12 protein-coding genes are annotated in these 13,549 nt (G+C 62.7%); 2 read left to right on the top strand and 10 right to left on the bottom strand.

Features of this window, described 5'->3' with window-relative positions; all coding sequences use genetic code 11:
* Positions 1-17: 17 nt before the first annotated feature.
* The gene (locus B552_RS0125570; RefSeq protein WP_019451909.1) at positions 18-986 is read right to left on the bottom strand and encodes a tripartite tricarboxylate transporter substrate-binding protein; all 969 of its coding nucleotides are present in this window, start codon (positions 984-986) and stop codon (positions 18-20) included.
* Positions 987-1,401: 415 nt separating this feature from the next.
* Between B552_RS0125570 and B552_RS0125565 the strand changes: the two genes are divergently transcribed.
* On the top strand, positions 1,402-1,896 hold the full coding sequence (locus B552_RS0125565) for a hypothetical protein (protein ID WP_019451908.1): 495 nt from the start codon (positions 1,402-1,404) through the stop codon (positions 1,894-1,896).
* A gap of 29 nt (positions 1,897-1,925) precedes the next feature.
* Here the strand turns inward: B552_RS0125565 and B552_RS0125560 are convergent, their stop codons facing one another.
* The 7 genes from B552_RS0125560 to B552_RS0125535 all read right to left on the bottom strand — a co-directional run bounded on the left by B552_RS0125560 (position 1,926) and on the right by B552_RS0125535 (position 9,518).
* Positions 1,926-3,680 (bottom strand): diguanylate cyclase, encoded by a 1,755-nt coding sequence (locus B552_RS0125560; protein WP_019451907.1) that lies wholly within the window; start codon positions 3,678-3,680, stop codon positions 1,926-1,928.
* Positions 3,681-3,809: 129 nt separating this feature from the next.
* Positions 3,810-5,003 carry an MFS transporter gene (locus B552_RS0125555; protein WP_019451906.1) on the bottom strand — a complete coding sequence of 398 codons (1,194 nt, stop codon included), beginning with the start codon at positions 5,001-5,003 and terminating at the stop codon, positions 3,810-3,812.
* Between the two features lie 69 nt (positions 5,004-5,072).
* The gene (dinB, locus tag B552_RS0125550; RefSeq protein WP_026036049.1) at positions 5,073-6,254 is read right to left on the bottom strand and encodes a DNA polymerase IV; all 1,182 of its coding nucleotides are present in this window, start codon (positions 6,252-6,254) and stop codon (positions 5,073-5,075) included.
* A 110-nt stretch (positions 6,255-6,364) separates the two neighbouring features.
* Positions 6,365-7,285 (bottom strand): EamA family transporter RarD, encoded by a 921-nt coding sequence (gene rarD / locus B552_RS0125545; protein ID WP_019451904.1) that lies wholly within the window; start codon positions 7,283-7,285, stop codon positions 6,365-6,367.
* A 61-nt stretch (positions 7,286-7,346) separates the two neighbouring features.
* On the bottom strand, positions 7,347-7,802 hold the full coding sequence (locus B552_RS0125540; RefSeq protein ID WP_019451903.1) for a hypothetical protein: 456 nt from the start codon (positions 7,800-7,802) through the stop codon (positions 7,347-7,349).
* Positions 7,780-8,157: a polymorphic toxin type 44 domain-containing protein gene (locus tag B552_RS28635; protein WP_083860359.1), complete on the bottom strand. Its 378-nt coding sequence runs from the start codon at positions 8,155-8,157 to the stop codon at positions 7,780-7,782. Before B552_RS28635 ends, B552_RS0125540 begins: the two co-directional genes overlap by 23 nt.
* Before the next feature lie 221 nt (positions 8,158-8,378).
* A complete protein-coding gene (locus B552_RS0125535; RefSeq protein WP_019451902.1) occupies positions 8,379-9,518 on the bottom strand; it encodes a TRAP transporter substrate-binding protein in 1,140 nt (379 codons plus the stop codon).
* Positions 9,519-9,832: 314 nt separating this feature from the next.
* Between B552_RS0125535 and B552_RS0125530 the strand changes: the two genes are divergently transcribed.
* A complete protein-coding gene (locus tag B552_RS0125530) occupies positions 9,833-11,488 on the top strand; it encodes a carbohydrate porin (protein ID WP_019451901.1) in 1,656 nt (551 codons plus the stop codon).
* On the opposite strand, the gene B552_RS0125525 is transcribed toward B552_RS0125530, so the two are convergent.
* A complete protein-coding gene (locus B552_RS0125525; protein WP_019451900.1) occupies positions 11,472-12,236 on the bottom strand; it encodes an MIP/aquaporin family protein in 765 nt (254 codons plus the stop codon). The two genes, B552_RS0125530 and B552_RS0125525, sit on opposite strands and share 17 nt — an antisense overlap.
* A gap of 183 nt (positions 12,237-12,419) precedes the next feature.
* Positions 12,420-13,400: a DUF2272 domain-containing protein gene (locus B552_RS0125515; RefSeq protein WP_026036048.1), complete on the bottom strand. Its 981-nt coding sequence runs from the start codon at positions 13,398-13,400 to the stop codon at positions 12,420-12,422.
* Positions 13,401-13,549: the final 149 nt, after the last annotated feature.

The raw sequence follows: 13,549 nt of genomic DNA, 5'->3' as shown, positions 1-13,549 counted from the left end.
CTATGGGAGCGTTCTTCTTACTTGGCTACGCCGAGTTCGCGCAGCGTGCCGCCCAGGCGGGCCGATTCAGCATCCACAAACTTGCCGAACTCGTCGCCGGTCAGCAGGAACGGCGTCCAGTCGTTCTTCTGCAGCGCTTCCTTCCAGACCTGGTTCTCGGTGCCCTTGACCACCGCATCGATCAGGGCCTTGCGCTGTTCCGGCGAAATACCAGGGGCACCATAGACGCCGCGCCAGTTGTAGATCTCGACGTTGATGCCTTGCTCCTTGAGCGTCGGGATATCGGCGGTGCGATCCTTCGACGTCACGGCCAGCGCGCGCATCTTGCCGGTCTTGATGAACGGCAGGAACTCGGACACGCCAGCGATGCCGACGGTCACATGGCCGCCCAGGATCGATGCCGAGGCCTCACCACCGCCCTGGAACGGCACGTAGTTGATCTTCTTCGGGTCCACGCCGGCTTCCTTGGCAATCAGGCCTGCCAGGATGTGGTCGATCGAACCCTTCGAGCCGCCGCCCCAGCTCACGCTGCCGGGATTGGCCTTCAGCTGCGTGGTCAGGTCCTTGATCGACTTGATCGGCGAGCTGGCCGGCACCGTCAGCACCATCGTGTCGGCGAACAGGCGTGCGATCGGCGTGGCGTTCTTCAGCGTTACCGGCGGGTGGTTGGTTTCGATGGCACCAACCATCACGGCGCCCGTCACGATCAGCGCGTTCGGGTTGCCCTTGTCGGTGTTGACGAACTGCGTGAGGCCGATCGTGCCGCCTGCGCCGCCCTTGTTGTCATAGGACGCGCTCTTGGCCACGCCCGCGGCCACCATTGCCGCGCCGATCGAACGGCCGGTCTGGTCGAAGCCGCCGCCAGGGTTGGCGCCGATCATCACCTTGAGGGATTCCGACGCATAGGCCGGCGCGGCCACCACGGCGGCAGCCAGTGTCGCCGTGGCAACGAATGCATGGGTGAAGCGGGCAAACGAGCGAGTCATCGCAGTCTCCAGTCTTATTTGAATGTGTGGTTTTGCCGACAGAACGGCCACGATGTTTTTGGCCAGACCGCTGAAGGCATGCGCAGCAGCAGTCATGGGCCGGATTCTAGTTGGCCGAAACTGTCAAATGCCTGTCAAAACGTCAGCTAATGTGTCGGGGTTTACGTGGTGTTGTCTCCTTTGTCTGCTGCACCCGTATGACGGCGCCTGCAAGCGCCTGTGGTTTTTCGGCAATCGGATCCGGCGGGAAATCTGATCTAAACATCTTTGACTTGGCGGCCGATAGACATCTCACTAGGATTGTTCTGAGTTGCCTGCCGCACAGACGGCGCAACCATGACAACGAAGCGGACCGCCGCACGACGATGCGGCCGGCCAAAACGGGTGTTTCAAAAGGGTGTCACTGGGGTCAACAATGGATACAACAATCAGGGCGTCCGACGGCTGGCCGTCGGAACTGGACGCGGGCGTCGATCGCGGACTGTGGAAAAGCACGGTAGCGGCGGCAAACCAGGCGCTGGAAGCCGCCAAGGGCATGCAGGCGGCCGTCGGCCAGTCGCTCAAGCTGCAACGCAAGATCACGGCGCTGCGCGACGAATTGCACCGTGCCGAGGCCGAGCGCGATCTCTATCGAGACCTGCATTCGCGCACGGTCGACGAACTCAACCACACACTCGATCTGAGCCCTGCCGAATGGCAACGCCTGCGCGCCGAGAACGAAACGCTGCAGATCCGTCATCGCGCCTACAAGCTGCTGGTCCAGCACTATGCGCGCAGTGGCGTGGCGATCGACCCCGCGGTATTTGCCGAGCAGCGCAGCCGCGTTCAGCAACACATCCTGTTTCAGCGCCGCAAGGGGATTCCGGCGTCGGTCATTACCGCCGACGACATTGCGTTCCTGTTGCGCTGAATGGCATCAGGAGTTGGCCATGACCTGCCTTATCCCTGGACTTGCGGCGCCGCTGCACAGTCGGCCAGCGCATCTGCTGCGCATACCCGATTTCGCCCCGCTTGCTTGGCGGCATAGAGCCGGCGGTCGGCCACTGCCAGCATGGCGTCGAGTGTCCGGCATCCGTCGGTCACGGCTTCTGCAACACCAATAGACACGGTGAAGCGGATGCGTCCGTCGCCCGTTTCGGGCGGCGGCGCATCGGGCGCCGGTTCCACGCTTGCGGCCGCCATCGCAACGCGCAGCCGTTCGGCCGTCGCCGTGGCCTCGATCATCGTGGCGCCGGGCAGCAGCACGGCGAATTCCTCGCCGCCCAGGCGGGCCGGCAGGTCCGCTGCGCGCAGGCTGTTGCGCAGCACGTCCGCCAGCGCCGTCAGTACGCGATCACCGCTGGCATGGCCCCATTTGTCGTTCACGCGCTTGAAGAAGTCGATGTCCAGCATCAGCATGGCCAGCGGCTTCTCGTCGCGCAGCGCGCGGGCCGATTCCTTCCTGTATGCGTCGCTGAAATGGCGCCGGTTGGCAAGGCCGGTCAGCGGATCGGTCTCGGCCATCTGCTGCAGCTTTTCACCCGCGGCGAGATAGTGCCTGAACAGCAGCGTCACTACGCGCAGCGTGATGTACATCAGCAGTGGCAATGCGATCCAGATTGCCAGTAGCGGAAGGCTGGTGCGCTCGGCAACGGTGCGGTAGACGTCAAGGTCGTCGAGCGTATCGATCAACATCCAGTTGCCGGCACTCCCCACGCGCTCGAAGATCACGTACTGGCCATCGACGTGCAGCATGCCCGCACCGCGCGCATAGAGCTTCGTGACAGGGATGTTGCGCAGGCCCTTTCCGAAATCATCCGGCCAGCGCAGGTTTGTCCTGTCCTTGGTCTCGCTCGATACGATGGCATCGCCCTTGCGGTCCAGCAGATAGCGCCGGGCGCCCACAACTTCCGGCTGGCCGATCATGTCACGCAGCAGACTCAGCTCCACGTCCACGGCCACCACGCCGCGAAAGCGCTTTTCCACATAGACGGGCACGCTCAACGTGGTAAGTAACGCGGCGCTTTCGTACTGTGTGTAGATCGGCGCCCAGCGCATGTCCTGGTTCGGATCGCGATCGGGGAGCAGGCCTCGGTAGTAGGCCATGTCGTTGAAGCGCCTGATCAGTTCCGGCGCCTTGTCCAGCGGTAGCGGAGGGTAGGTGACGTAGAAACCGTTGCTCGAAATGAATGTGAAGTTGCCCTCGGAACGATTGCTGCGCTGGTTGACGCCGAGCACATGGCTGAGCTGGCGAGCCGCGCGAAGATCGGCCCGCAGTTCATCGTCGCGACGGTCGAACCCCGCGAGCCCCTTCATCACATCGGGTGAGACGCCCACGACCGGCGAGTCGCCGAATGGCACCGGCAGTTGCCACACGTGGTCATTGCGCGCCGCATAGGCCTGCTCGATCGCGTCGTCGCCGGTTACGCGGCCCGCCCCCTGCTGAAGCTCGATGAGCTGCTGCGCGTAATCGCGCAAGAACGACAGCTTGAAACGCTCGGAGTTGATGACTGCCTCGGTACCGCGCGCGCGCAGCGCCACGTCATGCTGGTGCAGGCTCAACACGCGCTCGCGCAGCAGGTACAGGTCGCGTACACCAACGATGAACATCAGCAGCATTGCGATGCTGAATCCCACCACCACAACCCGTTGCGGATGCATCAGTGCCGCGTTCGGCAGCCAGCGCGGCCCCGGCAGCATTTTGTGCCACGACATCGAACGTCTCCAGGCAAGCCCGCTTGTTGCGGGTACTGCGATGACTGCTTCGGCGACAACTACGGCAACGGCAAACTGGCACAGTGTAGTGCAGCCGCGCCGCGCATGGCACGTGGGGCGGGAACGGCGTCAGCGCTGGCGGGGCTCCGTGCGGAAATAGAGCAGGGCGATGGCAGGCAGCGCGAAGCCGATCCAGCTCGCCAGCGGCCAGCCGGCGCGGGCATAGGCCCATGCGCCGACCGATGAGCCAATCGCGCCGCCCACGAAGAAAATCGCCATGTAGAGACCGTTCAGGCGGCTGCGATGCTCATCTGACAACGAGAAGATGGCCCGCTGGCCGATCACGAGGTTCGACGAGACCGCGAAGTCGAGCACGATGGCCGCGACGGTCAGGGCCAGCAGCGACAGCAGCGAGCCCTCCGCCCCGATACGGCTCAGCAGGAACGAGCCGGCGCCCAGCGCCAGCGCGATCGCCGTCATCTGGTGGCTGTGGCCGTGATCGGCATATCGGCCGGCCATTGGCGCGGCAATCGCGCCAGTCACACCCACCAGCGCAAACACGGCGATACCGGTCTGGGACATGTGGAACGCGGGCCCGGCCAGATACAGCGGCGTGGTGGTCCAGAACAGGCTGAATACGCCAAACATGGCGGCCTGGTACAGCGCGCGCCTGCGCAACACCGGCTGCGTGCGCAGCAGGTGCGCCATCGACCCAAGCATGCCGATGTAGTTGACGCCGGGGGCCGGCCGGCGCTGCGGCAGCTTGCGCGACAGCACTACACCGAGCAGCACCATGGCCACGGCCGATGCCGCGAAGATCGCATGCCAGCCGAACAGGTCGGACACCACGCTCGACACCGGGCGCGCCAGCATGATGCCCATCAGCAGGCCGCTGGTCACATTGCCGACGGCACGTCCGCGCGCATGTTCGGGCGCCAGGTGCGCCGCAAACGGTACCAGTACCTGCACGGCCACCGAGCACAGGCCGATTGCACAACCGGCAATCAGGAACACGCTCGCGTGACTGGCCAGCGCGGCCGCCAGCAGCGCCGCCGCGCACCCGCCGATCAGCGTCAGCACAAGCCTGCGGTTCTCGACGATATCGCCCAGCGGCACCAGCAGCAGCAGGCCGGCGCAATAGCCAATCTGGATCAGCGTAACGATCAGGCCGGCGATCTCCGGCGAGAGCTGCAAGGCCCGTGCGATCGGGCCGACCAGCGGCTGGGCGTAGTAGAGATTGGCGACGATCATGCCGCAGGCGGTGGCCAGTAGCAGCGTGATCCAGGCGGGCGCTTCGGCGCGCTGGGCGGTGGCGGATGTCATGGCGGCCGATTCTACCGGCACATGAAAAAGGCCATATGACGTGGGGGCTTTAGGGCTTTTCAGCGCGGATCAACGCGGCGCGGGCTCATCCGGATCGGCATCGAAGCGAAATTCCTCCTGTACCGGCGCCGGATCGTCGCCCTGTTCGCCAGCAGGAATCAACGCACTGACGCGCACGCCGAGCAGCCGGATGCGCCGCTCGAGCGGGATGCGCTTCAGGCACTCGGTGGCGCCGCGCCGGATCGCCGCGCCATCGGCGGTGTGCACCGTCATGGTCAGGTCGCGCGTCACGGTGTGGAAATCGTCGAACCGCAGCTTGATGCCAACCGTGCGCCCCACGTAGCCCTTGCGCCGCAGATCCTCGGCCACGTGCATGCAGAGCCGGGTGAACTGCTCGGAGAGTACGGGACGGTCGTTGCGCGGATGCAGGTCACGCTCGAACGTGGTTTCGCGACTCATCGACTTGGGCTCCGAGCTGACCACCACCGGCCTCTCGTCGCGCCCGTTGGCAACTTCGGCCAGCCAGCTTGCGTAGTTGCGGCCGAAATGGGCCTGCAGCAGCCCGGGGTCGGCCTCGGCCAGTTCGCCCACGGTCTCGATGCCGATAGCGGCCAGCTTTTCCGCCGCCTTCGGGCCGATGCCATTGACCTTGCGCGCCGCCAGCGGCCAGATCCGCGTAGGAATGTCCGCCGGGGTCAGGATCGTCAGGCCATCGGGCTTGTCGAGTTCGGAACCGATCTTGGCCAGCAGCTTGTTCGGCGCCACGCAGATCGAGCAGGTCAGGCCGGTTGCGTCCTTGACGGCCGCCTTGATGCGCGCCGCCACATCGCGCGCGTCGCCAGGCACATCAGTCAGATCGATATATATTTCATCGATTCCACGGTCTTCTATTTGTCCCGTGAATGCTCTGACCGCAGCCTTGAACAGGCCCGAATAGCGTCGGTAGGCGTCGAAATCGGTAGGCAGCAGAACTGCGTCAGGCGCCAGCCTGGCCGCCTTCATCATGCCCATGGCCGAGAACACGCCGAGCGCACGGGCTTCGTAGGTCGACGTGGTTACCACGCCGCGCCCTACGTAGTCACGCAAACGCGCGTAGCTGCGCGTGCCGTCGGGCTGAGTCTCGGGGGCGGCGTTGCGGCCGCCGCCAATGACAACGGCATGGCCGCGCAGGTCGGGATAGCGCAACAGCTCCACCGACGCATAGAAGGCGTCCATGTCGAGATGAGCAATGCGCCGGACAGGTGAGGACATGGACGGAAGAGGGCGTTTCGATACTGTATAAACGTACAGTATAGTGTTGTGTCCGGATTTTGCGGAGAGCCCTCAACCTGCCGCCGATATATTCCATCGACAGGATGGATTTACTGTGACGCCTCCGCACTAACATCATTCTTGACATCAATAGGCTTGCGCTGTGTCAGCCGAGCCACCAGCAGGCCTTCAGCCGCGTAGATGGCCAGCGATACCCAGATCAGCGCATAGCCAATCTGCTTCTGGGCCGGAAACGGCTCGTGATAGAGCCAGATGCCAAGCACGAGCTGGATGGTTGGTCCCGCGTATTGCAGCAGCCCCAGCAGCGACAGCGGAATGCGCCGCGCGCCGGCCGCGAAGAACAGCAGGGGCACGGCAGTTATCGGCCCCGCCATCATCAGGAGCACCTGCGTACCCGGCGCTGCGGCGCGTGTGGTGTCCTGACCGGTCACGAACAGGAAGCCAAGCGTGACGGCCGCCAGCGGAAACAGCAACAGCGTCTCCAGCGACAACCCCTCCAGTGCGCCGAGCGCACCGGTCTTGCGCAACAGGCCGTAGCCGGCAAACGTTGCCGCCAGACCCAATGCGATCCACGGCAACTGGCCGGCCGTCACGGTCAGCCAGAGCACGCCGGCCGCGGCAATCGCGATCGACAGCCATTGGGCCGGCCGCAGCCGCTCGTGCAACAGCAGCACACCAAGCAGCACGCTGAACAGCGGGTTGATGAAGTAACCCAGGCTCGCATCCACCACACGGTCGGCCGAAACCGCCCAGATATAGAGGAACCAGTTGCAGCAGAGCAGGCCTGCGCTGGCAGCAAAGCCGAGCACCAGGCGCGGATTGGCCACGACATCGCGCAGCCAGCCGAAATGCCTGCGCCACAGCAGGATCGCCCCAAGGAATACCAGCGACCACACCATGCGGTGCAGCAGGATTTCCAGCGGCGCCACGCCGTGCAGTGACTTGATGTAGAGGGGCAACAGGCCCCAGATGATGTACGCGAACAGCGCGTAGAGAATGCCGAGTTGCATGGGAGTGTCCGGGAGAACGGTCCGGTAGTGCGGCGGATTCTACCGGGAATCTCCCCACGCTTCAGGGCGCCTCTGTTTCCAAATGAGCAACAATTTCCAGTGGTTTCGGAATCAAGCGGCCATCCGTATCAGCCAGATAAATAACATTTCTGAATCTGAAGACGCGACCTTTCATCGCGAGAATGATTCTGCGATCCGCCACCGATATTTCGGCGTCCTTGGTATCGGCCATCAGGACGCTGGACCGTTGTGCGAGCACCTTGACGACGTCCGGCCCCCGCACCTTGGTTGTCAGGTAGTAACGAAATACGAATGACGTCGTCGCGTTGCCGCCGGTCCATTCCGTCACGTACAGGTGAATATCATCGGATAGCGGCCTGTCGACAACGATTTTGCTGGCTGCGGCCTGCATTTCATCCGACGACCAGTAATTAAACAGAATAACGCCGGCCAAGCCGAGGGATAACAGGAGCGTCGATATTCGGTGAAAGTAATTAATAACCTTTTTTTTTTGCATATTTTATTCCTTCACGAATCCATTCTTGATCCTTTGGATCATCTCCATATGGGGCATGCCGCAAGCAATTTCCCCAAGCTAGTTCAGTGGTGCCGGCAAAATATTGCGCACAGCCCGCAGCCCTCAATAGGATGGCTTCTGGAATTCCCCCGGCATAGCCCGTGGCCCCATAGTGGAAGTTGCCAAAATTCTCGTAGTCGCGACTTTCCTGCTTGTAATCCCATGGTCCGCCATTGCGGACCTGCTGATAGAACCAGATGTAAAACAATGGCCCGCGAAACCTAGCTGCTCTCCGGGAAACCCGCATATTTTCTTCAATTGAAACTGAAGGACGTCGTTCCGGCATTCGTTCCATTGGTATCTCCAATTTTCCCATCAAGACGATGGATCAAAAGGATAGGAAGGATGCGGAGTTCTGTATTTGATCGATAGCAGGACTGTCGGAATCAGCGAGTTTCCGGTATGCCGGAAATAAAAGCGCCCTGACTGCCGATGCCGGCTGTCAGGGCGTTGGGTGACGCCATCCGTCGTTATGCGCCCCCTCGCACCGCGAAGTGGGAGGGGTAAACCGCGTACTTACAGCTTGCGCGCGAAGCTGAACTGGGAGAACGCCTGCTCGGCCACGTTGAACCAGGCGGCTTCGTTGTTGCGGAAGACGCGCCAGTCGTCATAGATCTTCTTGAACGACGGGTTCTTGGCGCTTTCGTCCGCGTACGCTTCCTGCGTGGCCTTGAAGCAGGCTTCCATGATCTCCTTCGAGAACGGACGCAGTTTCACGCCGTTTTCCAGCAGGCGGGCCAGCGCCTGCGGGTTCACGGTGTCGTACTTGGCCATCATGTTCGTGTGGGCTTCGATGGTGGCCGTTTCCAGCGCGCGCTTGTAGAGCGCAGGCAGCTTCTCGAACTCGGGCGCCGATGCGTAGAACGACAGCTGGGCGCTGCCTTCCCACCAGCCCGGGTAGTAGTAGTACGGTGCCACCTTGTAGAAGCCGAGCTTCTCGTCGTCATACGGGCCCACCCACTCGGCCGCGTCGATCGTGCCCTTTTCCAGCGCGGGGTAGATGTCGCCGCCGGCAATCTGCTGCGGCACCACGCCCAGGCGCGAAAGCACCACGCCGGCAAACCCGGCAATGCGGTACTTCAGGCCCTGCAGGTCGGCCACACTCTTGATTTCCTTGCGGAACCAGCCGCCCATCTGGGCGTTGGTATTGCCGCCCAGGAAGTTGACGACGTTGTATTCCTTGAAGAATTCGCGCATCAGCTTCATGCCGTTGCCCTGCATCATCCAGGCGTTCTGCTGGCGAGCGGTCAGGCCGAACGGAATCGTCGTGTCGAAGCACAGCGACGGGTTCTTGCCGAAGTAGTAGTAGCCGGCGGTGTGGCCAATCTGCACAGTCTGATTCTGCACAGCGTCCAGCACCTGCAGGCCCGGCACGATTTCACCAGCAGCGAATACCTTGATAGTGAACTTGCCGTCCGTCAGTTCCTTCACCCGTTGGGCCAGCAGTTCGCCACCGCCATAGATCGTGTCGAGCGACTTCGGGAAGCTCGAAGCCATCCGCCATTCCACGGCAGGGTTGCTGCCGATGACGGCGGGTGCTGCCGGGGCGCTGGCCGATGCGGCCGGCGCGGCGGGCTTTTCTTCCTTGCCGCACGCGGCAAGCGCTCCGGTGGCTGCCACCGCGGACGCTTTCAACAGGAAGGAACGGCGTTCCATGGACATCTCCTCTTTATAGATATGTATGTATGCAGAACTGTCCCAATCCGGTTGTTTTGTCGGCAAGACAGGTCGGTCGATTATAGCGGTGGCGTTTTATGCACGGAGCCCCGTCAGGATGGGGGTTTTCGCTAGGAATTCGCACTTCTGCAACGGATTGCCAGCATGCTCGGCAACGGTGCCGAAGGCCTTTCGCAATGTGAGAAGCCACACGGTTCCGCGGATTTTGTAACCCGCCTTGCGGTCCAAAAGTTCACCTGATAAAACCTGAGCCCTTGCTCCGGAGTTCGTCCCAAGCCGGTTTCGTCGTTTCCATGCTGCGTTCTGCCCTGTCTCCCCGTCGTCTGCCTGCCCACCGTCGCTTCACGTATGCCATCCTGGCCGCGTGGGGCGTGAGCGCCTGCGCGCAGACGGGCAATACGGTGGCACCGCCGCCGGTCATCGCGGAACGCACTACGCCGCCTGTCGTGTCGGCCATCGCGTCACTGGAACCATTCGCCGCCGTACCTGACGCTGCGCCGGCAGCATCGGCAGATCCGCTTGGCGATCTGATCCAGTCATCGACGACAGAGGCACCCGTTGTGGAGTCCGCACAGGCCGCACAGTCCTCACAATCGGCCGACCCCGACTTCATGGGCCCGCCCGACTCCCTCGCGCCGCCGCCCCCGCCGCCTCCGCCGCTCGTGCTGTTTCCGCACCGGCTTGGCGAGTTTCCCGCTCAGGCCGAGCCTCAGAAGGGCAACGCTGACAGCAGCGGCGCAGAAGATGCCGCTTCCGCCGAAACCCCATCCGACGCACCGCCGGTCTTGCGCTCGCAACTGCCTGCCGAAGATCCCGCTGGGGATTCGGTCTGGCGGCTTGGCTACAGTGGCCGCGCCGCCGCGGAAGACCGATCGGGGTCTCAGCGTGCCTGCGTTGGCGGCGGCACGCCTTCCGCCGGTTTCGGCAAGGGGCTGGCCTGCACCAGTTCCGGTGAGGTCAAGATCCGCGAATCGCTCGTCGATATGGGCGGCGGCACGCAGGTTCAGCTGATTGCGCAGGCTAAAGGCACCAACGCCACGTCTTACAACGGCAACGCCGCCGCAGTGGATCCCTATGCACTGGTGCCTAACTTCTATACATCGGTCAGCGGACTGTCGGGACTGTCCGTGCTGGAAGATGCCAACGTCTGGGCTGGCCGGCGCGAGAACAATCAGTTCCTGATGTCGTCCGGCCTGCTGCCGCCGAACTCGCCATCGATGCGATTCGGCGTCGACAACGCCAAAATCGGTGACTTTGGACTGAGTTATCAATACACCGCGCGTAACGAGCTAAATGGCGCCAAGCTGCCCAGCTATCACACAGTGCGTACGGCGCCTATCGGCACCAATGACAAGGGTTCGGTACAGATAGGCTTCACGCGCGTGGAGCCAATGCAGGAAGTCGAGGATTCGGGCAGCGCGTGGTGGGCATCGGCCATGCATGAGCAAAAGGGCGTGCTTTATGGCACCAATCGGCTCGGGCTGCAGTATGGCCAGGGATCGCGCACGGCCATGACTGGCTATTCGGGTATGGGCAACTCGCTGTCGCGGGTACGCGTAGCCGATTCGGTGGAGTGGAAAACCCGTTCCGGCCTGGCGGGCTCTGTGGAGTCAAGTCTGCAGTTCGATCGCTCGAACATCGGCACGCTGCAATGGGCCGCCACGCGCATCCGGCCTGCATATATTGCCAATGACCAGTTCCGGCTGACATTCGAGGTGGCGCACGACCAGATCTCGTCCGGGTTTGGCGTCGGCGGACAGCGCACCGCATTCACCGTGGCGCCAACGCTTACGCTGGGCAAAGCGGCCGGAAACGCCAACCTGCGCGCGTTCTATACGTATAGCCGCGCCAACGATGTGGACGGCATCACGTTTGCCACGCCGGCCGACACCTGGGCGTCCCAGGCGTCCGGCTCCATCTTCGGTGTTCAGCTCAATCGGCGCTGGTAAGTTCGGTGGCTCGTTGCCAGCCTTGGGCTGGCGGGTTTGACTGCGCAGGGGAAGACGCACAGACCGGTGCAGGGCACAGCCACTGGAAGAGCATGGCAGCATTCATGGCACCACTAATCTGTGCCAGAATAAACATCGGAACATCCGTTGGGCGAATACCAGTAAAGGTATCGGTCAACGCGCACGCAATCGTGAGCGCGGGATTGGCAAACGACGTGGAGGACGTGAACCAGTATCCCGCCGTGATATAGCCGGCCACGACGAACGGAACGAGCCCCGGCCGCGCGCGGCTGGTGGCAAGGCCCAGGCCGATCAGCCCGAACGTAGCAAGGAACTCGCTCCACCACATCGGCGGTCCGGTGCGCACATGCGTTGCGAACGCCAGCAGCGGCATGCCAAACATCGCATGCGCAGCCATTACACCGGCCACAGCCCCGCACAATTGCGCGAGTACGTAGCCGAATGCATCACGTGGTGACAGATTGCCCTGAACCAGGTTCGACAGGCTGACAACCGGATTGAAGTGACCGCCGGAGACCGGGCCCAGCGACACCAGCAGTGCCACGAGCCCAGCGCCAGTCGCCAGCGCGTTGCACAGCAGCGCAAGCGCGGTATTGCCGGCTGCGAGCCGCTCGGCACGAATGCCGGACCCCACCACGATAGCAATCAGCAACGCCGTACCCAGTCCTTCGGCAACGAGCCGGCGGGCGGTCGTCGGGGTACGAAACGTGTCTGTGGTGGCGGTCATCGTGCTGAAGGGGGGTGTGAAAGCGACCGCGCAGTGTTCCGCGCGGTGGCAAACCCCGTCAATGCAGCACGGAGATGTTTTGAACGAACTGCGGGTATCGAATGGCAGCCAAAGCTATATCGACACGATCAATAGCAACAACGATCATGAAATAGATTGCATTCATCCCGTCGATGATCGTCGTTACTGAAGGTTGCTGCGCATCAGGAGCAGCCACGGCATGTGCGCGTTCGTGAAGCTGTCTAGCTGGCCAGCATCGTTCATGTCGATCACATCCATCGATACCGACTGCTGGACATTGCCACCAATTGCCTTGACCACGCGCGCGGCGGGGTCCACTTTGACCACGATGTCGCAGTGCATCGGCGTGGTGCCGAAGCCGATCTCATCCGGGCTGGAGATGTACTTGTCCCGCCCGCGACCGGCGCAGATGAGGTCTCCCGGCCTGGGTACCGCCGGTGTCGGCTCGATATGGAACGCGGGGCGCGGCAGGATGCCGTCGCGCGCATCGACCACATACATCGAATGCGATTGCCCGGTCAGGAACTGGTCGTTGTCGAGCCCGGCCTTGCGCATGACCCAGGAAATGAACACCGCGGACCAGGCCCAGGCGCCCTGGGTGATCTGGCGGCAGTCCGGCGCCTCGCCAACGATGGCCCAGTAACGCTGCGCCATCCTGCAGCCCTGCGGCGTGGCTTCCATGCCGGTGCCATCCGGAAAGCGGACACAGTCGCTGGTACGGTCGTTTTCATCGCTATTTGTGTCGGCCGATGGCTGGCTGCTGACATCGCCGCCGTCCGAATCGTCGGCCGGTGCCTGAATCACCGGTGCGGGCAGGGGGCTCTGTGTGACACAGGCACTGTCGTCCCGCCCGATACGCACCACCTGGCTACCCCATTTGCGCCATTCCTGCATGGCGATGTCGACGATGCGCTCGCGCTGAGTGTCCCCGGGCGGGGTGACGACACGCTCGTAATCGGGCAGCGGTACGGCTTGCGGGCGGGCAGTTTGCAGTGGGGTAGTCGTGCAACCACAGAGCACGGCCAGGGCGATTGCCCCCGTGAGCATCTGCGCCAGCGCCTGTGGAGAAAATTGTGGAGCCTTGTGTGGAAAGCGCTGTGAATAACGCTGTGGAAATCTGCGCAACAGCAAGCGGTACAGCATGTCAGGTCCACGAATCGCGACATCCCGCGATGCCTTGATTAAACACGCATGGATGCCATTTTTCAGGGAATTCCGGCGGCCTGGAAAGTGATGCCACCGTCTGTGTAATTCTACCCGCGCCGTGGCGGGAAATTCGTTGTGGATAACGT

The sequence above is a fragment of the Cupriavidus sp. BIS7 genome, assembly GCF_000292345.1.
GTDB lineage: Bacteria > Pseudomonadota > Gammaproteobacteria > Burkholderiales > Burkholderiaceae > Cupriavidus.
This window is presented reverse-complemented; position numbering and strand designations above follow the sequence as displayed.